This is a genomic window from Ralstonia sp. UBA689 (assembly GCF_002298975.1).
Lineage (GTDB): Bacteria > Pseudomonadota > Gammaproteobacteria > Burkholderiales > Burkholderiaceae > Ralstonia.
Genome location: NZ_DBMV01000021.1, coordinates 97,545 through 119,502, shown reverse-complemented (window position 1 = coordinate 119,502; position 21,958 = coordinate 97,545). Strand labels below are relative to the sequence as shown.

General features: G+C 64.9%; 23 protein-coding genes. 19 read left to right on the top strand and 4 right to left on the bottom strand.

Annotated features, from left to right (window positions below):
- Nucleotides 1-62 precede the first annotated feature (62 nt).
- Nucleotides 63-1,595 (bottom strand): type VI secretion system contractile sheath large subunit, encoded by a 1,533-nt coding sequence (gene tssC / locus B4F51_RS09350; RefSeq protein ID WP_296224964.1) that lies wholly within the window; start codon nucleotides 1,593-1,595, stop codon nucleotides 63-65.
- 68 nt (nucleotides 1,596-1,663) lie between these two features.
- Nucleotides 1,664-2,176, bottom strand: coding sequence for a type VI secretion system contractile sheath small subunit (gene tssB / locus B4F51_RS09345; protein ID WP_296224962.1), 513 nt, complete (start codon nucleotides 2,174-2,176; stop codon nucleotides 1,664-1,666).
- A 606-nt stretch (nucleotides 2,177-2,782) separates the two neighbouring features.
- Here tssB and tssK point away from each other — a divergent pair.
- The 7 genes from tssK to B4F51_RS09310 all read left to right on the top strand — a co-directional run bounded on the left by tssK (nucleotide 2,783) and on the right by B4F51_RS09310 (nucleotide 11,758).
- Complete coding sequence (tssK, locus tag B4F51_RS09340; RefSeq protein WP_296224961.1) at nucleotides 2,783-4,135, top strand: type VI secretion system baseplate subunit TssK; 1,353 nt, start codon at nucleotides 2,783-2,785, stop codon at nucleotides 4,133-4,135.
- A gap of 74 nt (nucleotides 4,136-4,209) precedes the next feature.
- Nucleotides 4,210-4,860, top strand: coding sequence for a DotU family type IV/VI secretion system protein (locus B4F51_RS09335; protein ID WP_296224960.1), 651 nt, complete (start codon nucleotides 4,210-4,212; stop codon nucleotides 4,858-4,860).
- Nucleotides 4,857-6,575, top strand: a complete 1,719-nt coding sequence (locus tag B4F51_RS09330; RefSeq protein WP_414706726.1) for an OmpA family protein — start codon at nucleotides 4,857-4,859, stop codon at nucleotides 6,573-6,575. The genes B4F51_RS09335 and B4F51_RS09330 overlap by 4 nt, the downstream gene beginning before the upstream one ends.
- Nucleotides 6,576-6,669: 94 nt before the next feature.
- The gene (locus B4F51_RS09325) at nucleotides 6,670-7,155 is read left to right on the top strand and encodes an Hcp family type VI secretion system effector (protein WP_296224959.1); all 486 of its coding nucleotides are present in this window, start codon (nucleotides 6,670-6,672) and stop codon (nucleotides 7,153-7,155) included.
- 148 nt (nucleotides 7,156-7,303) lie between these two features.
- Nucleotides 7,304-9,991, top strand: a complete 2,688-nt coding sequence (tssH, locus tag B4F51_RS09320) for a type VI secretion system ATPase TssH (RefSeq protein WP_296224958.1) — start codon at nucleotides 7,304-7,306, stop codon at nucleotides 9,989-9,991.
- A gap of 14 nt (nucleotides 9,992-10,005) precedes the next feature.
- Entirely contained in the window at nucleotides 10,006-10,428 is a 423-nt protein-coding gene (gene tssE / locus B4F51_RS09315) for a type VI secretion system baseplate subunit TssE (protein WP_296224957.1), read from the top strand.
- Between the two features lie 124 nt (nucleotides 10,429-10,552).
- The gene (locus B4F51_RS09310) at nucleotides 10,553-11,758 is read left to right on the top strand and encodes an ankyrin repeat domain-containing protein (RefSeq protein ID WP_296224956.1); all 1,206 of its coding nucleotides are present in this window, start codon (nucleotides 10,553-10,555) and stop codon (nucleotides 11,756-11,758) included.
- A 74-nt stretch (nucleotides 11,759-11,832) separates the two neighbouring features.
- Here the strand turns inward: B4F51_RS09310 and B4F51_RS09305 are convergent, their stop codons facing one another.
- On the bottom strand, nucleotides 11,833-12,024 hold the full coding sequence (locus B4F51_RS09305) for a hypothetical protein (RefSeq protein WP_296224955.1): 192 nt from the start codon (nucleotides 12,022-12,024) through the stop codon (nucleotides 11,833-11,835).
- 380 nt (nucleotides 12,025-12,404) lie between these two features.
- Here B4F51_RS09305 and B4F51_RS09300 point away from each other — a divergent pair, with 380 nt between their 5' ends.
- The 11 genes from B4F51_RS09300 (at nucleotide 12,405) to B4F51_RS09250 (ending at nucleotide 21,175) form a co-directional block, all read left to right on the top strand.
- Entirely contained in the window at nucleotides 12,405-12,869 is a 465-nt protein-coding gene (locus tag B4F51_RS09300; protein WP_296224954.1) for a hypothetical protein, read from the top strand.
- Between the two features lie 89 nt (nucleotides 12,870-12,958).
- Nucleotides 12,959-13,930 (top strand): DUF932 domain-containing protein, encoded by a 972-nt coding sequence (locus B4F51_RS09295; protein ID WP_296225333.1) that lies wholly within the window; start codon nucleotides 12,959-12,961, stop codon nucleotides 13,928-13,930.
- Nucleotides 13,931-14,002: 72 nt separating this feature from the next.
- On the top strand, nucleotides 14,003-15,001 hold the full coding sequence (locus B4F51_RS09290; protein ID WP_296224953.1) for a YqaJ viral recombinase family protein: 999 nt from the start codon (nucleotides 14,003-14,005) through the stop codon (nucleotides 14,999-15,001).
- A 14-nt stretch (nucleotides 15,002-15,015) separates the two neighbouring features.
- Nucleotides 15,016-15,936, top strand: coding sequence for a phage capsid protein (locus B4F51_RS09285; RefSeq protein ID WP_296224952.1), 921 nt, complete (start codon nucleotides 15,016-15,018; stop codon nucleotides 15,934-15,936).
- A complete protein-coding gene (locus B4F51_RS09280; RefSeq protein ID WP_296224951.1) occupies nucleotides 15,933-16,958 on the top strand; it encodes a hypothetical protein in 1,026 nt (341 codons plus the stop codon). The genes B4F51_RS09285 and B4F51_RS09280 overlap by 4 nt, the downstream gene beginning before the upstream one ends.
- Nucleotides 16,959-17,069: 111 nt before the next feature.
- Nucleotides 17,070-18,107, top strand: coding sequence for a hypothetical protein (locus B4F51_RS09275; protein ID WP_296224950.1), 1,038 nt, complete (start codon nucleotides 17,070-17,072; stop codon nucleotides 18,105-18,107).
- Nucleotides 18,108-18,212: 105 nt separating this feature from the next.
- The gene (locus B4F51_RS09270; protein ID WP_296224949.1) at nucleotides 18,213-18,644 is read left to right on the top strand and encodes a DUF6878 family protein; all 432 of its coding nucleotides are present in this window, start codon (nucleotides 18,213-18,215) and stop codon (nucleotides 18,642-18,644) included.
- Nucleotides 18,641-19,318: a hypothetical protein gene (locus B4F51_RS09265; RefSeq protein WP_296224948.1), complete on the top strand. Its 678-nt coding sequence runs from the start codon at nucleotides 18,641-18,643 to the stop codon at nucleotides 19,316-19,318. The genes B4F51_RS09270 and B4F51_RS09265 overlap by 4 nt, the downstream gene beginning before the upstream one ends.
- Nucleotides 19,319-19,648: 330 nt before the next feature.
- Entirely contained in the window at nucleotides 19,649-20,458 is an 810-nt protein-coding gene (locus tag B4F51_RS09260; RefSeq protein ID WP_296224947.1) for a DUF4942 domain-containing protein, read from the top strand.
- A 99-nt stretch (nucleotides 20,459-20,557) separates the two neighbouring features.
- Complete coding sequence (locus B4F51_RS09255; RefSeq protein WP_296224946.1) at nucleotides 20,558-20,743, top strand: hypothetical protein; 186 nt, start codon at nucleotides 20,558-20,560, stop codon at nucleotides 20,741-20,743.
- A 129-nt stretch (nucleotides 20,744-20,872) separates the two neighbouring features.
- Nucleotides 20,873-21,175, top strand: a complete 303-nt coding sequence (locus tag B4F51_RS09250; RefSeq protein ID WP_296224945.1) for a hypothetical protein — start codon at nucleotides 20,873-20,875, stop codon at nucleotides 21,173-21,175.
- A 3-nt stretch (nucleotides 21,176-21,178) separates the two neighbouring features.
- Here B4F51_RS09250 and B4F51_RS09245 read toward each other — a convergent pair whose 3' ends face one another.
- Nucleotides 21,179-21,436 (bottom strand): helix-turn-helix domain-containing protein, encoded by a 258-nt coding sequence (locus B4F51_RS09245; RefSeq protein ID WP_296224944.1) that lies wholly within the window; start codon nucleotides 21,434-21,436, stop codon nucleotides 21,179-21,181.
- Between the two features lie 68 nt (nucleotides 21,437-21,504).
- Here B4F51_RS09245 and B4F51_RS09240 point away from each other — a divergent pair, with 68 nt between their 5' ends.
- Nucleotides 21,505-21,882, top strand: a complete 378-nt coding sequence (locus tag B4F51_RS09240) for a hypothetical protein (protein WP_296224943.1) — start codon at nucleotides 21,505-21,507, stop codon at nucleotides 21,880-21,882.
- The last annotated feature ends 76 nt before the right edge of the window (nucleotides 21,883-21,958 follow it).

The following is a 21,958-nucleotide window of genomic DNA, read 5'->3' as shown; positions in this document are numbered from 1 at the left end:
AGCGTACAGACGACAACGCCGGAACCCATCTGGCCCCGGCGCTTGATGCAAAGGACAGCGGGTCAGCTCTTCGCCTTGGGCATCTGCGACACCAGCGACAGCCCAATGTCCATCCCCTCCACCTGGAAGTGCGGGATGATGAACAGCTTGATGCGGAAGAAACCCGGGTTGTCCTCGATGTCCTCGACCGTCACCTTCGCCTCGCGCAGCGGGTGCGACGCTTGCAGCTCGTCGCCCGGGTCCTTCATCTCGGTGACCAACCCCTTGATCCAGTTGTTGAGCTCAAGCTCCAACAGACGGCGATCCTTGGTCGTGCCAATGTTCTCGCGCTGAATCAGCTTCAGGTAGTGCGCGATGCGCGAGAGCAGGAAGATGTAGGGCAGGCGCGCGTTGATGCGGCTGTTGGCCGTCGCTTCCTTGGTCTCGTACAGCGCGGGCTTCTGCGTCGAGTTGGCCGAGAAGAAGCACGCGAAGTCGTGGTTCTTGTAGAACGACAACGGGATGAAGCCGAGATTGGCAAACTCAAACTCGCGCGTCTCCGGAATCAGCACTTCGGTCGGAATCTTGGGCTGCACACCGGTGCCCAGGTCGTACAGGTGCACCGGCAAGTCTTCGACCTTGCCGCCCGCCTGCGGACCGCGAATCTGCACGCACCAGCCGTTGGAGACGAAGCTGCGCACCATGTTGGCCGCAAACGCAAACGAGGCGTTGACCCACAGGTACTTGTCGTGATCCGGGCCCTTGACCGCTTCTTCATAGTTGAAAGCGCGCACGGGCGTGGTGTCCTTGCCATACGGCAGGCGGCCGAGCACGCGCGGCATGGTCAGGCCGACATAGCGCGCATCATCGGTGTCGCGAAAGCTCTTCCACTTGATGTACTCGGCGCGATCGAAGTAATTGCCGATGTCCTGGATCGCGGCCACTTCCTCCATCGACTTCTTGCCGAAGAAGGCAGCGCCCACGGAGCCGATGAACGGCATGTGGGCAGCGGCCGCGACCTTGGAGATATTGCGCAGGAGCGCGACATCCTGCGGCGAGTTCGCGAACTCGAAGTCGCTGACCAGCGCGCTGATCGGCTGGCCACCCGGGGTGTCGTACTCCTCTATGTAGGTCAGGCGGTACAGGCCGCTCTGGATGATCTCCGGCGTGTCCTCGAAATCGCGCTGCAGCGCGTCCTTGGACACATCGAGCACCTCGATCTTCGCGTTGCGCCGGAAATCCGTTCGGCTCACCAGCATCTTGAGACCGCGCCAGCGGCCTTCCAGCGCCTGGAACTCGGGCGTGTGCATGACAGCGTCAAGCTGGCGGCTGATCTGGCGATCCAACTGCCCGATATGGAAGTCGAGCAGCGATTTATCGAGCCGGTCGACCGGCTGGCTGGTCTTGGCGACCAGATCCAGGAACGCGCTCATGCCGCGCGCGATGCGCTCGTCGGCCGATGCTTCGGACAACGTGTCGTTGTCGCGGAAGGCTTCCAGCGGACGGGCCTCGGCCACGGGCTTCAGATGGATCTTGTTGCACAGCGACGCGTACACACTGTCGTTCTCCAGAACGACGGTCTCCGTTGCGCCCTGCGCGGACTCATGGTGTTTCATTGCAATGCCTCTTCTGCGTTCGTTTCGCTATTCGGTTCGATGCGGGCGGGCCGGCGGCCCAGCACCGCTTAAGCGTGGCCTTCCGCTTGCGTTGCCGCCGTCGCGATCTGCGACAACTCGCTGCGCAGCTTGTCGGAGAGGCGCTTGTCTTTCAGCACCTTTTCGAACTCGCGGCGGAACGTGCCGTTGTCCAGCAGGTTGGACTTCAGATCACGCAGCAGATTGCGCATCGCCAGCAGCGCCTGCAGCTCCGGAATCTGGCGAGCGACCTGCTCGGGCTCGAAATCCTTCAGTGAGCGGAACGCGAGGTTCACCGGCAATTCGGTCCCGTCTCCGGTCAGGGTGTTCTCGGCAGCGAGCTTGAGGTCCGGCGCGTAGTCGGCCAGCACCGCATCGAAGTTGTTCTTGTCGATATTGACCTTCTTGCGCTCAGCGAGCGGCGCCTGCTCGCGGCCCGCGCTGAAGTCGCCCGCGACCAGTAGCTTGAGCGGCAGCTCGACCTTCTTCTGGGCACCGCCCGTATGCAGATCCAACGTAATCGAGACGCGACTCTTCGGAATTTCGCGCTGAAAGCTGTCCATCCGTACTCCCTCTTCCCAAGCAATTGAATATTGACGCAACACGGCGCTGTTTCCCAAGCACCCTCCGTTGCCATCGCAGTGGTGGCCTATCAGAAGCGCCATAAATCACGGCATCCATTCCTGCGGCCGATGACGCAATGTCGTTTTTATCAGGTTTACCCTTTCGCAGTCAAAGCGTGCGCAATGTTGAGAAGATTTTCTTTTTCGACACACTTGTTATCAATTAAGCACGGTTTATATCTGCCCTGCATCGAACGCGGTGACGTGACGGGTCGGCGCAAGCCTCGCGGCGCTGCGGGAAACGCCGATGCAATCGCGTAGAAACTGGCCTGGATCAACACTCTACGGACGCCACACCGGGTCGATCGAGATCGATTCAACCCACCGCCAATTGGCCGCGAGCCCAATCGCCGAAAGCCGCCAATTAATTGCAAATCTTTGTCACGAATAATTGACTTTCTTATTAATCGCCTTATCTCCAAATGACACGGATCACCGGCATGACGGTTTTCGTCGCTTCTGCGCAATGGACCGGTATACGACTCGTAATTGCGACGTATAGAATCGGCCGCCACGTGATTTGATAAGTTGTTGCACAACACATTTATGCGGATCAACAAACCGCTTTGGCATGAGGGCTTGATCCTCACGCAGCAGCATTTCCAACAGCAGGACCAGTGGTCGGCATTCGCCTTGCAGCAACTGGGCTCGGCGGCGCTCGCGCACCCCTGGGGCACGCTTGGCGTCGAGATCGACGAACAGGCGCTGGCCACAGGGAGACTCAAACTCACCCGCCTCAAGCTGCGCTTCCCGGATGGCACGCCGTTTGACTCGACGATGACCGACGCCCTGCCACCGGCACGCGATCTGGCCCAAGGGCTGCCTGCCGATCTGCAAAGCGTCGTCGTCCTGGCCGCGCTGGCGCTCCCCAATGCCAATGGCAGCAACTGCCGCTTCGATGAGACGACGCTGGCGCGCCCGCGCCGCTCGTACCGGGAGTTCGTCAAGGTGGTGGACGTGAACGGCGCCGGCGAATCGGAGATCGCGGCCGAGCGTTACGCCGTACGCCTGCTGTTTGAGTTCGAACCACATGCGGATGACACCGTCTGTGCGGTCGCGCGCCTCACGCGCACGACCAGCGGGCAGTTCCAGGTCGATCCCACGTTCGTGCCGCCGTGCCTGACGCTGGCGGGCCACCCGCTGCATCTTGAGCGGATCGCCCGGCTGGCCGACATTCTGCAAGCCAAGAGCGCGGCGCTCGGCGCACGCCGCAGTGAGCGCATCGAGCAAGTCGCCGAATACGGCGTGGCCGACGTCCAACTCTTCTGGCTGTTGCACTGCATCCATGCCGCGTGGCCGCAATTGCGACTCTTCGCGTCGCACCCGAGTCGCCCGCCCGAGCACCTCTATGCGACGCTTGCGCAGTTAGCCAGTGCGCTGATGACGTTTTCCACGTCCCTACAGCTCACGGACCTTCCGGCGTACGACCATGGGCGCGCCGACGCGGTGTTCGCCCAATTGGAAGCCATGATTCGCGAGCTGCTGGACGCGATCATTCCGTCGCGCGTCGTGTCGATCGGCCTCACCCGCAAGAGCGCCACCACCTGGACCGGGCAATTCCTGGACGCGCGCATCGTCGAGGGCGCGGCCGACTGGTACCTGTCGGTCAACGCACCGCTGCCGGCCGTGACGCTGGCCGAACACTTCCCCCGCCTGTGCAAGATCGGCGCGCCGGATGACGTCGAACACATCGTCAATTCGGCGCTGCTCGGCATCCCGCTCAAGGCGGTGCCGCGCGTGCCGGCCGCGATTCCGGTCCGCCTGGACAACCAGTACTTCGCGCTCGATTCGAACGACCCGGCCCACGCGCGGATGCTCGCCGCGCGGGCCTGCCAGGTCTACCTGCCCGCGTCGGTCCCTGACGCTTCGCTCGAACTTTACGCGGTGCTGCGCTCATGACTCCGACGCTTGTCCACACTGAACCGAGCCTGTTGTCCGCCGCACCGGTAGCTACTTCGGGTGCCCCCGGCGGCATGCGCAGCCTGCTGCGCGACACCGCGCTCCTGGCTACCACCCTCGCGGCGAATGGCACGACGCAGGATGTCCTCGCGTTGCGCCGGCGCTGCGTCGAGCTGATGGACCGGTTTGCTGAGGCGCTGCACAGCCGCGGCTACCCGGAGGATGTGTGCCAGGACGCGCTCATCGCCCAATGCGGCCTGCTCGACGAGCTCGCGCTGCGGCGTCTGTCCGGCGACCACCACGCCAATTGGGAAGCCAGTCCGCTCCAAGTCGAACGCTTCAACATGCATGACGCCGGCGAACGCGTGTTTGCGCGGCTGGAGCAGCGCATGCGTGAAGCCCCGCCCTGCGTCGACCTGCTCGAGTGCTATTCAGCGGTGCTCGGCCTGGACTTCGTGGGCCGTTATGCCCGCGAGGGTGAGGCCAAGCGCACCGCCCTGATGAGCGCGCTCAACGGGCAATTGCAACGACTGCGCGGCACGCCTGAGCGGTCGTTCATCGTGGATCGCGGCGTTCGCCGGCTCTCTGACTGGTTCGTCCGGCTGTCACCATGGGCCATCGTGGGCTTGGCCGGCGGCGTCGCGTTGCTCGTGTGGCTGGCCTGGACGGCCGCACTGGACGTGCAACTCGCCCACCTCATGACGACCAAGGGCATCCGTCCGTGAAGTCCGAAGCGCACCCCGAGTTTGACGCACCCGCGCCGGCCGTCGACCCCGACCATGACGGGCTCGGCTATCCGGCGCGCCTGCTGGTCCTCTTCGCGGCCGCACTGGCGCTCGCGCTCATCTGGCTCCTGTGGCCGCTCGGGCGCGGACTGGCGTGGTCACTGACCGCCGTCATCGGCGTGGTCGCGCTCGCCCTCGTCTGGCTACGCACCCGACAGCTTGCGCGCTCACGCGAGCAGAGCGCGCACGTCCTCGCCGCACTGGGCGCCGCCACGGCGGCGATCCCCCTCCGGCTGCGCACACGCATGCCGCTGGTGCTGGTGACCGGAGATGGCCTGCCGGCGCTGTTCGATCGTGCTGCCGAGAAGCACTACGCTTATGTCGGCGACGGCGCCATCTGGCTGCGCGTCGACCGGCCGCAGGATCTGCCGCGGCTTGCGGTGGCGGTCAAACAGTGGCGCGATGGCCGGGCTCCGGATGGCATCGTCGTGTCGGTCGCGCCAGCCCTGCATGCGAGCACCGACCTGCTGGCGCAGAAGCTCTTCATCGTGCGCCAAGCGGCCGTCGATGCGGCCCGCGTGCTCGGCGTGCGCCTGCCCGGCTACGTCGCGGTCTATCAGCGGCTGACCCGGGGTCCCGCAGCCCTCGCGATGCCGCAGTGGTATGGCGTGTCGTCGGCGACCCGGCTGACGGACACGCAGCGTTTCGAAGCGGTCATTCACGCTGCCGAGATCGGCGTCCCGGCGACGGGCGATCCCCTTGCTGCAACCCGGGCTGCAGCGCTGGCGTCGGTGGTCGGCTGGACCCAACGCGTCGTCCTCGGTGCGCTGGCGGATCGGCGGCATCCGGCGGCGCCCTGGGTGCCTGACGGGGTCGGTTGGGTCGACTGTGGGCCCGCGAGCGGGTCGGGTGCCTTGTGGGAGCGCTCGGTCGAATTACAGACCCAGGTGGTGCCGGCGGCGGCGGCCGCCTCCCCCCTGCCTTGGCCCTTGCCGCAGCCGCTCATCGCAGCGATGCCGCAGCGGGCGTGGGTCTCCCCGCGGCTGGCAGCCCTCGGCCACGCGGTGGCGTTGACCGCCTGTGCGGCGGCCTTGGCCTTCTGGGGCGCCGCGAGGAACAACCAGGCGTGGATCGCACGCATCGAGTCCGATCTCGGCCGCTATGCAGCGGCACCGGTGGCCAACGATGCGGCGAAGCGCGATGCCTTGCAAGCTCTTGTGGCTGACCGCGATCAACTGGAGCGCTACGCCCGGACCGGCGTGCCGCTGCGCCTGTCGTTCGGCATGTACCGGGGCGCGCAACTGGTGCCCGTCCTGAACCAGGCCATCGCGTCGTACCAGCCGCCGCCTCCGCCTGCAGCAGTGGTGAGGCTCGACAGCATGTCGCTCTTCGACTCCGGGGCCGCGCAGCTCAAGCCCGGCTCGACACGAGTCATGGTGGACGCGCTCGAGCTGATCAAGTCGCATCCGGACAAGCGGATTCTCGTGGCCGGCTACACGGACAACGTCGGTAGCGCCGACAGCAATTTGAAGCTGTCGATCGCCCGGGCGGGTGCCGTGCGTGACTGGCTGATCGAGGCGTCCGGGATTCCGGCCACGCAGTTCGCGATCCAGGGCTATGGCGACACCCGGCCCATCGCGAGCGACGACACCCCGGAGGGGCGCGCGCGCAACCGGCGGGTGGAGATCACGCTGGTGCCCGACGCGGGGCGGTAGCGTACAGGTTTGCCCCCGAAGCACCCTGCTTCGGGATTGTTTAGCTCGGGGGCTGGCTCCGGGCGATTTGCGGTTGATAAAGAAGGAGTGAACCATGGCAATTCCGGCCTATATGTGGCTCAAGGACGATGGCGGCGCCGACATCAAGGGCTCGGTCACCGTGCAAGGCCGTGAGGGCAGCGTCGAGCTCGTCGCGTTCGATCACGGCGTGCACATCCCGACCGATGGCAACACCGGCAAGCTGACCGGCACGCGCGTGCACAAGCCGATCACGCTCACCAAGGAAACCGACGCTTCGACGCCCTATCTGTACAAGGCCGTCACGAGCGGCCAGACGCTCAAGTCGGTCGAGATCAAGTGGTACAAGATCGACGACGCCGGCAAGGAGAAGGAGTACTTCAACACGAAGCTGGACAACGTCAAGATCGTGGCCGTCAAGCCCAAGATGCTCGACATCAAGAACCCGGCATTCGAGAAGCACAACCACCTCGAAGAGGTCGAGCTGCGCTACGAGACCATCACCTGGTCGTACAAGGACGGCAACATCATCCACAAGGACACGTGGAACGAGCGCTCCTGAGCGTCTGCGCGTGTAGTGGCCCGGCGCACCGGCGCCCGGTCCATGGCCAGCCTGCCCACGCGGGCTGGCTTTTTTACGATTCCTGGGCGGGCGCTCCGAGCTGGCCGCTGCCCACCCTGCCCATCCTGCCGTGCCTGCACACTTCGATATGACTTTGCGCGACACCACTCACCTGCTGCGTCGACTCAACCCGCACTGTGCCCGCGCACTTGAGGCGGCCGCCAGTCTGTGCCAGACGCGGCTCTCAGACGAGATCACGGTTGAACACTGGCTGCTAAAGCTGATCGAGGCGGGCGATGGCGACATTCCGGCGATCCTGCGGCACTACGACATCGATATCGACACGCTCTGGGACGGCCTGCTCGCCGCAATCGACCGCCTGCCCCGCACCCTGCGGGGCAAACCGGCGCTCTCGCCGCAACTTGCAGCGCTGCTGCAGGATGCCTGGCAGAAGGCGGCGTTCGAGACGGACGACACGGCCATCCGTTCCGGCCATCTGCTACGGGCGATCGTTGATGCGCCCCACCTGCTACGAGCACAGAACGCGTGGCCGCTGCTGTCGATCAGCAGCCCGCAAATCCAGCGCCTGCTGCCCCGGCTAAGCCACCGGTCGTGCGAGAGCGCACCCGAGGCACCGCAGGACGCATCCGGCGAGCCTAAGGCGTCCGCGGCGTCCCAGCCGGCAGCACGACACGACGGGGCCAAACCGGCACCGACGCGGACCGTCGAAGGCAGTGCACTCGCGCGCTTCGCCATCGACCTGACCGACAAGGCCCGCCATGGCGAAATCGACCCCGTGTTCGGTCGCGATCGCGAAATCCAACAAATGGTCGACGTGCTCGCCCGGCGGCGCAAGAACAATCCGATCCTCGTCGGCGAGCCGGGCGTGGGCAAGACTGCCCTCGTCGAGGGACTGGCGCTGCGCGTGGCCGAGGCGAGCGTACCCAACGTGATCCGCGACGTGCGCATCCTCACGCTCGACCTGGGCCTGTTACAGGCCGGTGCCGGCGTCAAGGGCGAGTTCGAGCAGCGCCTCAAAAACGTGATCGACGAGGTGCAGGCCTCGCCCGAGCCGATCCTGCTCTTCATCGACGAGGCCCACACGCTGATCGGCGCGGGCAACGCGGCCGGTGGCGCCGACGCAGCGAACCTGCTCAAACCGGCGCTTGCGCGCGGTGAATTGCGCACGATTGCGGCGACGACTTGGGCCGAATACAAGGAATTCTTCGAGCGCGACGCCGCGCTCGAGCGGCGCTTTCAGATCATCAAGGTCGATGAACCCGATGACGAAGCGGCCTGCCTGATGCTGCGCGGCCTCAAGCGCCGCTATGCGCAGTTTCACAACGTCCATATCCGCGACGAGGCGCTGGTCGCCGCAGTCAAGCTCTCGCGCCGCTATATTCCAGCGCGGCAGTTGCCGGACAAGGCAGTGGATCTCATCGACACGGCCGCCGCACGCGTGCGCATGGGCCTCGAATCACCGCCCGCGGAATTGCAGCGCGCGCAGGCTGCGGTTTCCGCGCTTGAGCTGGAGCGCGGCACCCTGGAAGACGACGCGCGGGCCGGTATCGAAGATGCACACACTCGCCGCATCGAACTCGATGCGGCCCTTGCTGGCGCCCATGCTGAACTCGCCACACTGCAAGCCCGCTATGCGCACGAAATCGAGTTGATTGAGGCGCTGCACCAACAACGCGACGCCGCCGAGGCAACGCGTGACAATGTGGCGTTCGCTCAGGCGCGCCAGGCGCTGAGTGCCGCGCAAGGCAAGACGCCGCTGATCTTTGCGGACGTGGACGCGCAGGCGATTGCGCGGGTGGTAGCGGAGTGGACCGGTGTGCCGGTGGGCAACCTAGTCGAGGACGAACTGCAGAGCCTGCTCACCCTTGAAGGGCAGCTCGCCCAACGCGTGGTGGCCCAGGACGATGCGCTCGCCGCCCTGGCCGAGAGCCTGCGCACCGCCAAGGCAGGACTCAAGAACGAGCATGCCCCGCTAGGCGTCTTCCTGCTGGCCGGCCCCTCCGGTGTCGGCAAGACCGAGACAGCACTGGCGCTGGCCGACCTGCTCTTCGGTGGAGAAGCGGCACTGACGACCATCAACATGTCGGAGTACCAGGAAGCGCATACGGTCTCACAGCTGAAGGGCTCGCCGCCAGGCTATGTGGGCTATGGGCGCGGTGGGGTTCTGACCGAAGCCGTGCGCCAGCGCCCCTACAGCGTCATCCTGCTCGATGAGGTCGAAAAAGCCCACCGCGATGTGCTGGACATTTTCTACCAGGTCTTCGATCGCGGCATGATGCGCGACGGCGAGGGGCGCGAGATCGACTTCCGCAACTGCGTCATCCTCATGACGTCCAACCTCGGCAGCGCTCAGATTGATGAGGCGACCGCTGAGACCCCCGACATCTCCCAGGCCGATCTGCTGCAAGCCATCCACCCGCAGTTGGTCGCGCATTTCCAGCCCGCCCTGCTTGCGCGCTTCCAGACCCTCGTTTACCGGCCGCTCGGCGCTGAGGCGCTGGCGTCCATCGTGCGCATGAAGCTCGCCAAGGTCGCGCAGCGTTTGCAGCGCCAGCACGGTGTCGAACTGTCCTGCGACGACACACTGATTGGCGGCATCGCCGAACTGTGTCTCGCCCGTGAATCGGGGGCGCGCAACGTCGACGCGTTCCTCAACCAGCGCATCCTGCCGACGGTCTCGCGCGAGCTGCTTGCACGCATGGCCACGGGGACCCCGCCCGCCAAGATTGGGCTGTCGAGTTCAGCCGAGGGCAATCTGACGATGGAGTTTGTTGACCGGGACGCAAGCGTCGCGCTCGCGCCGGCCGTCGCTTAAGGAGAAGCGCACCCATGCCCGCCGGTCCCTCCCTTTATGACATGTTGCTCGGCCAAATCGGCGGGGCGCCTCTGGAAGCGCATGACGACCGCACGCTGGAGTGTCTGAGCGTGCAACGGAACGTGCAGCGCATCCTAAACACGCGCGCAGGGGCGCTGAAGCACTTGCCCGACTACGGCCTGCCGGATCTCACCAACATCTACAAGGCCCTGCCCGCTTCCGCCCATTTGCTCAAGGAGCAGATGGAAGCGACGCTGCTGAAGTACGAACCGCGCATCCGCGCGATCGAGGTCGACATCCTCGAGAACGACGACCCCGGCGTGCTGGTGAGCTTCGAGATGGTCTGTCACCTCAAGAAAGCCGGGCTCGTGCGGTTCGGGACGTATTTTGAGCCGCCGGGGCGGCTGCATGTCAAACGACGCGCGGAGCGCGGCTAAGACCGCAATCCACACGGTGTCAATTCGCCGCGGCCGGGAGGTTGGCGAACGTCATGCCATCAACATGATGGGTAACCGGACCGGAAATAGACATGGTGGGTGTGGGCAAATCGAATAGGTGCGTATGAAGTCGTCGCTTTCGTTCTTATCACTGCTCATTGCGGGCTCCACGCTGTTTGCCGCGTTGCTGTTGGCGATCAGCAATGATCCGGGCGGCTTTCTGCCGAATTTGGGCTTCTGGCTGGCACTATGGATTCTTGGGTTGGGCAACGTGCTCGTTTTCTTCCTCAACCTAGCGTGTTGGCGGCTCTACGGTGCACCCCTATGGTTGCGGGTCGTCATGACGGTACAGGCCCTCCCGGCTGCGGCCTGTCTGGCACTTCTTTTCCGGGAGGCCTATGGAGCCTGGCGCGAATCACAGGCAGATACGCAGGTGGCACAGATCTTCGACGCTATTACGGCCGACGATCCGCAACGACTCGCGCGCGCCCAGGCCGCTTGCGGCCCCCGATGCGGGGCACGTCTCCCCCTGAACGAGCAACTGCTGACATCCGCCGAGACAGGCTCATCTCGCGTGGCCGGCGAGCTGATTCGTCAATCCGCGCGCGTAGACGCAGGCTTGGGGACGCCAAGGCGGGAGGTGCGCACGTGCGAGAATCTCTACCTTCCCAGCCTGGATGCGTTGAGTATCGCAGTCGCACGAAACGACATACGGATGGCTCGTCTGCTCTTGCCGGTAAGCGCTCCTGAAGCCCGCCGAGAAGCCTTGTGGACAGCCGCGCAGACCGATCGACTGACCATGGTGCAGTGGCTGATTGGAGAAGGCGTTCCTCTTAGCATCCGCGGAAGCATCCTGGACGAGAACAACACGCTGCTAGTGGCCGCGGCCAGTGGCGGAGCCGTGCACGTCGGCCGGTGGCTGATCGAATCGCAGCATATGCCGGTCAACGCTCTTGCAAACGGCCCGGACGCGCTTGCTGGTAGGGCGCCAGTGCGGGCCCTCTATGATTTCCTTTCAGAGGTCGGGATCACACCCAAGGCGACTGACCTGCTTCACCAACTCATAACACATGGCGCGGACATCGATGCGCCGTCGGCACCTGGCGACTGGCCTCTTGAGGAAGCCGTTCGTCGTAAGGAGAAAGCGCTGGTTCGGCTCCTGCTTGACGCAGGTGCGAATCCCGCTTTGCTGGAACCTGCGCAACGTTCCGCCATGAGCGAATTGCTAGCCCAATCTGACGACCCCCAGTACGACATAAAGCGGCCACCGGGTTGCGTCGATACTCGAGACTCAGCGCCAGTGGGTTCAACCGGTGCAGCATCACGCTGATCCGAGCGAGTCCGAGGGCACAGCAAACTGATTCTGTGTCGTGCTGCGCGCGTCGCCAGCTCCTTCGAGGCATCTCAAGTCAGTAGGCCAATAAGCAAACTTGCCAGCCCATAGGCCGTAAGCCCCGTCAAGGCCAGCACGCACAACGCCAGCACAGGCGCCCGGACCGGGTGCCGGTCGATCCAGTCCTGTACGGACGCCGTCCCAGCCTGCAATCGCGTCACGCGCGTGTCGTCCTGCGTCTGCGGCATACCGGTCTGCTCCATCAACCAAGCTCCCCCTACCCTCTCGCCCAACGCATCAGCGTATCAACGGCCGTGCCACGTAAAAAGCGCTGCTGCATCCCACGGAAGTGGGGCGCATCACCATCCCCTCCGTCTCGCGCAGCACAAGATCACCCAAAGATTTCTCAGCCGGGATTCCAAAAGATTTCAGCCCTATATCACCGCTCGGAGCATTAGCTACCGCGACTGCTCCGCTCGCGCCAACCCTGGCACGGGCGTTCCTTCATTTCAGGAGTTCGGTGTGCCGCCAATATCCCCCATCGAGTATTTGGTCGCTTTCGCGCTTGCTTATCTCTGCGGCGTGCTGTGGTCGATCTGCTTCTGCAAGTACGTCGGCAAGGTCCGACGGGAGGCGACGTGTCATGCGTGACCATCGTTCGCTGCTTCCGCCCGACGATGACGACGAATGGCCGTACCACCAGCCGCCTGACGCATTCGCGAGACATCCATCGCACGATCCTGAGCCGCCTCGCTACCGGCCCGATACGGGCGAATGCGTCGCCTCCTGCCCGGTTTGCGAATCCTTCCGCACCGAGCCGCGTCATCTTGCACGCCGCATCGGCGGCGCGCTCGGCGCGGCGGCGGGCGGCACCAGCGCAGCCGCAGCCTCGCTCTCTGGCGCCGAACTCGGTGCAGCAGCAGGCGCGCTAGGCGGTCCGTTCGGCGTGCTGTGCGGCAGCATCGCCGGCGCGATCATCGCTGGCTTGGCCGGCGCCGCTGCCGGCTGCGCTACCGGCGCGGCGCTCGGCGAGACGCTGGACAACAAAGTCCTTCTGAACTGGTGCTGCCGCGCCTGCGGGCACACCTTCTCCAACCGGCCGGGCTGAGCAGCCTTCTGTTCTCTTTTCCCTGATTTGTTTCTCTGTCGCCCGGCCCTGTGCCGGGCTTTATGCCTTCTCTATTTCAAGGATTCACCATGCATCTCGTTTCCTCCATGGCCTATGTCGGCCAGAAGCCCTGGCACGGCCTGGGTCAAGAACTCGCACCCAACCAGCCAACCGAGGTCTGGGCCAAGGCTGCCGGCATGGACTGGCAGATTGAATCGTCCGACGTTCGCTTTGTCGCCAGCAACGCCAGTTCCCACATCGGCGCCATCCACGCCTTCCCCGAACAAAAAGTCCTCTACCGTTCCGACAACAAGACGCCCTTGGGAATAGTTTCTGCGCGATACAACATTGTCCAGCCCCGGGAAGTACTGGAGTTCTACCGAGATTTGTCTGAGCTCGCGGGCTTCACGCTGCAGACCGCTGGCGTACTGCGCGAGGGCCGTAAATACTGGGCACTCGCCAGAACCGGCCAGTCCGGCACGCTCAAGGGCAAAGACACCGTCAAGGGTTACTTGCTCCTGGCCTCCGCCTGCGACGGCACGTTGGCGACGACCGCCACTTTTACGTCAATTCGCGTGGTGTGCAACAACACAATGCAGATCGCTTTGGGCGATGGTGCTGGCGCCGTCAAGGTCTCGCACCGCACGCGCTTTGATGCCGATGCGGTCAAACGTCAACTCGGCATCGCGGTCAGTTCCTGGGATGCCTTCATGGCCCGCGCCAAGGCTATGGCCGAGTGCAAGGTCACCGATGCGGCGGCCGAAGCGTTCTTCCGGCGCGTGCTGACCTACCCCGTCACCAGCCCGTCCGAGCGGGGGGCGCCGGCCGTCAACGAACAGGCACTCAAGGTGGTCGGCGAGCTGTACGCCGGACGCGGCATGGGGGCGCAGTTGCCCTCTGCGGCCGGAACGCTGTGGGGCGCGATGAATGCCTTGACCGAGTGGACAGACCATCGCCGTCGCGCACGCAGCGAGGATCATCGACGAGACGCGGCCTGGTTTGGTCAGGGGGCCGACCTGAAAGCGCGCGCCTGGAACGAGGCCATGCGATTGATCGCATGAACGTCAGTCCGCTATTGGCAATCACGCCCGGCCGGGTTTTCCCGCCGGGCGTTCTTCTTTTTGGAGGTCAGCATGACCCTGTCTGAAACAACGGGGCGCAACCGGCATCGTCCGGCACTGCGCCTGGTGCAAACCAAGGACTTGCCGCGTGAAGACTGGCTGGCCGTGCGCAGGACCGGCATCGGCGGATCGGATGCTGCTGCGGCGGTTGGCCTGAACCCCTATAAGAGCCGGCTGGAGTTGTGGATGGAGAAGAGCGGCAAGGGGGCCGAGCTACCCAAACCCGACCCGAATGACACCACCGAGCCCGTGTACTGGGGAACCCTGCTGGAGCCCATCGTGGCCGCTGCGTACTGCAAGCAGACCGGTCACCGTGTCCGCAAGGTCAATGCCGTGCTCCGACACCCCAGCATTCCGTTCATGCTCGCAAATCTGGATCGGGAAGTCATTGGCGTGCCCGGTGTGCAGATTCTGGAGTGCAAAACGGCAGGCCTGTTCGGTGCACGCCATTGGCAGGACGGTGTGCCGGAATATGTGCAGATCCAGGTGCAGCATCAGTTGGCCGTCACCGGCAAACAGGCGGCCGACGTGGCCGTGCTGCTGTGCGGACAGCAGTTGGCCGTGCACCGCATTGAGCGCGATGACGAACTCATCGCCGGGCTCATTCCGCTGGAAGCCGAGTTCTGGCGTTTTGTTCAGACGGACACCCCACCACCCGGAGACGGTTCCGAATCGGCCGACCGTGCGCTACGCGTTCTGTATCCGCGTGATAGCGGCGGGACGGTGGATTTCTCGGACGATCGGCACTTGAGTGCGGTGTTCGCGGACCTCGTGGCCGTGCGGGAGCAGATCGAGGCACAGGAGGTTGCTGCCGCCAAGCTCAAGCAAACCATCCAGTCTGCCATGGGGGACGCCTCACGCGCGCTCTTCGAGACCGGCGAAGTCACGTATCGGCGCAGCAAGGACAGCACCACTACAGACGTGGACAAGCTGCTGGCCGACCACCCCGAGCTTGCCCCGCAGTACGCCATCCCCAAAGCCGGCTCGCGCCGCTTCCTCATCTATCCCTGAATCGGAGTCAACTCATGCTCACAGGACTTGTGATTTCCCCTCCAGTTGTCGGGAGGATCGCCATCGGCCGTGTGGTTGAGAAGAACGGCCGGCGCCTGCCGGAGAAAGACGACCAGTTCACGTTAACTACCCAGGTGCAACAACGCGGGGAATGGGTATTGCACCCGCTGAATGAGTCACTGCGCAAAGCCACACCGGGTAAGCTACGCTCCATTCCGGTGCGCATGCTCTTCAATGCCCCGGATCTGAACCTGCGAGCCGACTACACGCTGTTCGACCGAGAAACGGGGCGGCCGGTCTGTGTCGGCAATGGAGAACGCTGCAAACGCGTGGAGGAAGGCGGCATTGCCATCCTGCCCTGCCCTTCGCCGGAAGGCTGCCAGTTTGGCGGGCCTGGCGGCTGCAAGCCGTATGGCCGGTTGAATGTCATTGTGGGCGACGAAGACGAGATGGGCAGCTTCATGCTGCGCACCACGAGCTTCAACAGCATCCGGACGCTCGCGGCACGGCTGGCCTATTTCAACGCGGTGTCTGGAAACCTGCTGGCGTGCCTGCCGCTCAGGTTGGTGCTGCGGGGCAAATCGACCACGCGGAGCTACCGGGCACCGATCTACTACGTCGACCTGGCAGTCCGGGAAGGCACCACGCTGGAAGCAGCCATTGCCGAGGCGCGCGAGTTGGATGCGCGTCGCAAGGCCGCTGGCTTCGATCAGGCGGCGTTGGATGCCGCAGCCCGGGTAGGCTTTGCCAACGGGGCGTTCGAGGACAGCGCGGAAGAAGCGGCGGCGGTGGCCGAGGAGTTCTATCCGGAGCCAGCGCAGGGCGATCCGCAGCCCGGTTCGGACGCAGCCGCTAATGAGACGCCCGGCCCCGCCCCCACCCTGCGCGACAAGCTCACGCGCAAGGCGGCCTTGCTGGGCGGATCGGCCGCATGAGCCGGGGCGCCTCTCGGGCGCTGGCGATCGCCGCGACCGGCACCGCGCTCTGCCTGTCGGTCCTGGCCGGCTGTCAACGTGGCGGTTCCCTGCCGGAACGGCTGGTGTGGGTGGCGATCGGGGTCGTGCTGGTCGCCTGCGCCCACCTGCTGCCGGCGCTGGTGCGGGACGCGTCGATTGGCGTGCGCGCCGTAGCGGCTGTCCTGTGGCTCGCCTGCATGGCGGCGGCGTGCCTGGGTCACGCCACCTTCTTCGTCCTGGCCCAGCGGCATGCCGGGGAACTGCGGATGTTGGCGACGCCCGTTCCGGAGCCGGCGGCGGCCGGTCGCAGTCTCACGGCGATCATGGCGGAACGGGCTGACGTCACAGCACGACTGGCGACGGTGACGGCGCAGCGCTGTTCGGGCAACTGTACGACGCTGGAGGCACGTCGCGTCACGCTGACCGCCCGGCTCGCTGCGCTGGACGCCGAAGCGGAAGACGTGCGGCGCGGTACGGCCGAGCGTGACCGTGCGACGGCGCAACGCGACGCGCGACTCACCGATCCGGTCACGGCGCGACTGGCTGCACTGGTGGGCACGACGGTGGTGCGCGTCGAGTTACTGACGGCGCTCGCCTTCGCTGCGGTTCTGGAAGGCACGGCCTGTCTGCTCTGGATGCTGACACTGGTGTCGCGCCAGCCTCCGCAGATGCCGGTCGCGCCCGGTCATGCCCCAGTCGTGGCATCAGCGGACCCGCGACTGGCCGCAGTCACCTGCGCGACTGACGTGACGACGCCTCCGGTCACGGCCGTCACGTCAAATGCCATCGAGACGGCGGGCAGTCACGCAGCGCACGACGCTCCGGTCACGCCAATACCGGCAGTCGCGTCGCACGACTCCGACGTGACGCAACTCGCACAAGCCATCGCCACCGGGCAACTGCGCCCCACCGTCAACGGCATCCGCCAGTTTCTTGGCTGCTCCCAGGCTCGGGCCATCGCCCTGCGCCGCCAGCTCGCTGACCTCGCCTCACCGGCATAACGCCGGGCTCGCTGCCCGGCCTTTGTGTTTCTGTCCTTCTCTCCACTGTGGTGTGCCCGATTCCGGTTAGCCCGGAGGCTCGCGCACGCCCTTACACCTTAGGAGCCCCCAATGGGTGCCACCGTCCTCGTTGACCTCAAAACGGCGGCCTTGCGCCGCCCCAACGGGTCTGTCGTCTACTTTCTGTTCGAGAACACGTACGAGAAAAACCTCTACCCACACGAGCCCCACTGGTCCTGCGTCGCCATCGGTTCCTACGAGCAGGTGCTTCGCCGTATCTTCCAGGGCGCCGCCGCCTGCGAGGGCGGGTCGCTCCAGGGGCGCGGGCGTGGCCTTCTGCCAGAGACGTTCATTCCGCGCTGGCAGCGTGCCTTACGAACCCCGCTCACCATGCCGGATGTCACCGTTCGGGTAGAGCCCTCGCTGCCGTTCTCGCATGACGACGAGAACGCGCAGTACCGGGAGAAGGTCGCGCTCGTGCTGGCCGAGCAAGGCCGCCCGGAACTGGCGGACACCTTCCGTGCGGGGAACGCCATCACGCTGGAGTTGTACGCCGACCTCGATCTGGTGCTCGCACTGCATGGCGCGAACGGGCCGGTGTCGCCCTGGCGGGCTGTGCGCGTGGAGCACGCGCAGGGAGCCGCCGCGCCGGACTTTGCCCCACCAAGGGCAAGCCAGCCCGTGACGCCTCCCGACTATGCGATCTGGGCACTGGATCAGGATCTACGCATCGGCAAATTCGACGATGCGCCCGTGGCTGTCCTCGGCTGGGAGTACCGCGCCGTGGGGCACTTCCTGAGCCAGTACGTCTACCCGCTGGAGTTGCGGCGCACCGGTATTGCTGCCGGCCTGATTCGGCTCTTCCGGGACACCTGCCAGTCGGCCCCGCTGCTGCCGGACACCGTGCGCGTCACGATCCAGCTCGGCGAGATCCCCGGTGCACACCTGTGGCAGTTGGCGTGTGCCCGCCGGATTGCGGCTGCACTCGGTGCAATTGCCAGCTCGACGGTCACCACCACGCTGGGTGAGGTGCGGCGCATCGACGCACTACGCGATCTGTGCTCGCTGACGGCCGTGCAGCTTCTGTGGGACGAAGCCTCCATCCCCTGCGCCACGGATACCCCCGGCGCGCTCGCCCCAACGGCATAAAGCCGGGATCTGCCCGGCTGTCGTCTTCTCGTTGTTTCCCGCTCGACGTGCCTCGATCCGGTTGCCCCGGAGGCGCCAGCACGTCTTCAACCTGGAGTCCCCATCATGTTCGACACCCCGAAACCCGATCCCGTCCTGTCGCATAACCGTACCGTGCTGCTCGACGCCCTGCGTGCAGCCGGTGCCGCTTACGCCGTCATCACCTACTCCGGCTTTGGCGACAGTGGTAACGCCAACGCAATCCAGATCCTCGACACCAGAGGTCAAGAGATCCATGGTGACCAAGCCGTCAGCGTCCTGCGGGAGGACGGCCGCTACGTCAACGGCCAGTGGCAAAGCACGCAATCCATGGCCGAGCTGAGCCTACGCGACGCGCTGGATGCCTTTGCCGACCGTGCCGTCGACCGCTATCACCCGGGCTTCGAGGACAACGATGGTGGCGAGGGGGAGATCACCTTCGACGTGGCTGCCGGCACCGTCTGCATGGCGCACCGCGATTTCTACGTCGAATCGACCCACACGGAGACCGACCTATGAAAGCGTGTCTTTCGCTCGCCAGTTGGCGGGGGCTGGACTATGCCCGCGTGCCGCAGACCGTTGGCGTGCTCAACGAAGCGCATGTCGATGCCCTGCTGGCCGGGTTTCCGGGCATCCAGTTCCGGCTACACGCCAACGTGCGCGTGCTGCCCCGGCACCGCCTGGCAGACCTGTCCACCTTCGATGCCGATCTCGACTGGTTCCAGCAGGCGGCGCGCATCAGTCAACGGCTGAGCGCTCCCGCCTACAGCGCGCATGCCGGATATCGACACAACGCGACGCTGTCCCAGGTGCTGAACAACACCCGCCGCTGCGCCGACCTGTTCGGCTGCCCGGTGGCTGTCGAAGGACTGTATCCCGACCGGCACGACGCACAACTGGTGTCCACCTGGGAGGAATACCGCACCGTCTTCGCCTCGGGCGTGCCGTATGCGCTGGATCTGTCGCACCTGTTCATCGTGGCACACCGCTACGGCCGCGAGGATGGGCTGGTCGTGGACATGCTCGCCTGTGAGCGCTGCATCGAGGTCCACGTCAGCGACAACGACGGCAGCGGGGACTGGCACCGGGTCTGCCACGAACCGCCCTGGTGGTATCGGCTGCTGGCCTACCTGCATCCGGACGCGGTGGTGTTCTCCGAGGGCAATCACCGCAGGGCGTCCGAGGAGAACTGAATGCGGATTGCCTTCCTCAACGCAAACGGCGTGAACCAGATTGCCGAAGGGCTCGGCAAGTACCACAGGCTGGGGCGCGACCACTTCACCGATTCGATGTTGTGCGCGTGGGCCAACGAGGCCGAGGCGCACTTTGCGGCTGGCAATGGCGCCACTTCGAAATCAGCCGCTTCGACAGCGTCAGCGGGCATCCAATTGTGGTGGACATCACCACCGATGGGTACGACGTCGAAGACATTGCCGAACGATGACCCACCGCCCCATTTGCCTGGAATACGTCGCACCAGGCCAGGACCGATGAACGCCACTCACGACTTGAGAACATGCCCCATGAACACCACCAACGAACTCGTCCCCAGCATCAGCATTGCCAACCTTGCCAACCAGCGCACCGTCGTGGTCGAGCGCGTGCGCCAGGCGCTCGATCTACTCGGCGAGGCGCAGGAACTCGCCAAAGCGGCGCACCTGGGCTTCCCGCGCTTGGTGCTCGACAACAGCTATGTGCGCCGGGGCGTCGTCACAGTGACCGGCGAATATGCAACGCGCGCCGAAGCGGAACAGGCGATCCTGCTCACCATCGACGCCCAAGGCTGGAACTACCTGCTCAGCGAATCGGGCCTGCGCACCTTCATGGATGCCCGCGCCCGTGCGCAATGGCACCAGCAGATTGCCGATGGCAACGTGCCCGAGTTCACCGCTGCCAACATCGAAGCGACGTTCACCGAGCTGCACAGTGCCCGTGGCGACATGTTCGAGCGCGGCGTGCTCGAATGCTTCCGCCGGCTGTCGTGGGATTACAAGAGCAACCAGCCCTTCAAGTTCGGCAAGCGGGTCATCTTGAAGTCCCTGTTCAGCTACGGATCGCTCAATCACCACGGCGCGAATGAGCTGGACGACCTGCTGCGCGTGTTGCACGTGCTCGACGGCAAGCCCGAGCCGGATCACCGTGCCAGCGTCTACTACCTGATCAGCCACGCGCGAGGGCAACGGCAGGTCGAGGCAGAGAACGATTATCTGCACCTGCGTTGGTTCCAAAACGGCAATGGGCACGTGACGTTCAAGCGAGCAGATCTGGTCGACAAGATGAACACGATCCTCGCCAAGCACTACCCCAACGCGCTCGCTTCGGAAGCTCGCTGACCCCGGACGCGTCCTGCGTCCGGCTTTTTCCCTTTGTCCCAACGGCCCTGCATCCGGTCTGTCCGGAGGCATGCGCACGCCCATCCATTGGAGAGCAGCATGAATACCGCAACCTACTACCCCCAGCCGTACCTGCTGAACCGCCACGCAGGCGGCGCCATGCGCGGAGGTCAACAGAACCGGAGTGCGCACGCAGGCGTGCCGCGCAACAGATGGAGACGCTGTGCGCTCACGGGTGGCACCTGCACTACGGCCGTCAACGTGCTCGCTTCGGCAGCGCAATAGCTTCACGCCGCATCCCTGCAGTCCATGGGCGCGTCCCGCGTCCGGCATTTTTCCCTTCTTCCACAACCTGGCGACTTGGCACCCGGCACTGCCGGAGGCCCGTGCTCGCCTATCTTCAGGAGAACACCCATGACGGAACCCGCTTTACCTGCATTGACATCACCACGCCTGCCGCTCGGGCGAGTGGTGGCAACCCCCGCGGCAATTGCCGCTTTATCCGAGGCTGGCGTGTCGGTCTACCTGCTGCTCAATCGGCACGCTCGTGGCGACTGGGGCGAGCTGTGCGAGGAAGACCGCTTGCAGAACCTGCTGGCGGTCAACACCGGTCAGCGCGTGGTCTCCAGCTACCGGCTTGGGAATAGACAGAAGGTTCTCATCATCACGGAGGCGGACCGGGCGGGGACCACGGTCCTGCTGCCAGAGGACTACTAGCCCTCAGCGCGGCAACGCCGACATTGGCGTGTCCAACAGCGTGTCGATGAAGGCGTGCGGGTCGGCTTCCAGCACCCGCAGGAAATCGAGCAGTTCAACCACGTCCAGGCGGCGGGCACCGCTCTCGACCTTGGACACAAAGGCTTGTGGCCGTCCGATCCGATCGGCAACGTCCTGCTGCAGCCAACCGCGCTGCTTGCGCAGGTCGGTGAGCAGCTTCGCAATCCGCTGATAGCGAGGGTCGTGAATCGGGTGGGTCATGCAAAACATTCTAGATACACATACGCGATATTCTCTATCCGTATACGCTATATTCAGGGGGGATTCACATGTTTCAACTCGTTTGGCTGTCCGGTGCTGCCGCGACGGCGCTCGCCATCGTGCTCGACATGCGCTGGCTGCGCGCGAACCACGTCGGTCTGCCCGCTGCGGGCTGGGTCTTCGCCTCCGCCTGCATTGGGCCTGTTGCAGGCGCGGCGTACCTGCTCCAGCGCCGGGCAGCACGGCGTGCGCTGATCGAGGCGGCCTGGGCACTCGTTGGAGGTGCCAACCAACCCGCGCATGTGCGTCGCGAACGGCTGATCGCGCTGGAGCGCAGCGGCGTGTTGGGCATGCCGATCTTCCGAGCATGCCTGGCAGTGCTGGACGCGGAGATCGCAGACCCAATGCACGCAACGACCGAGGAGGATGCCGACCACTCCATGTAAAGGGCCAACCAAGCCACGCAATACACATCCGCAGGAATGCCCATCCGGTTTCTTGTCGAGACGGGCATTCGCTTCG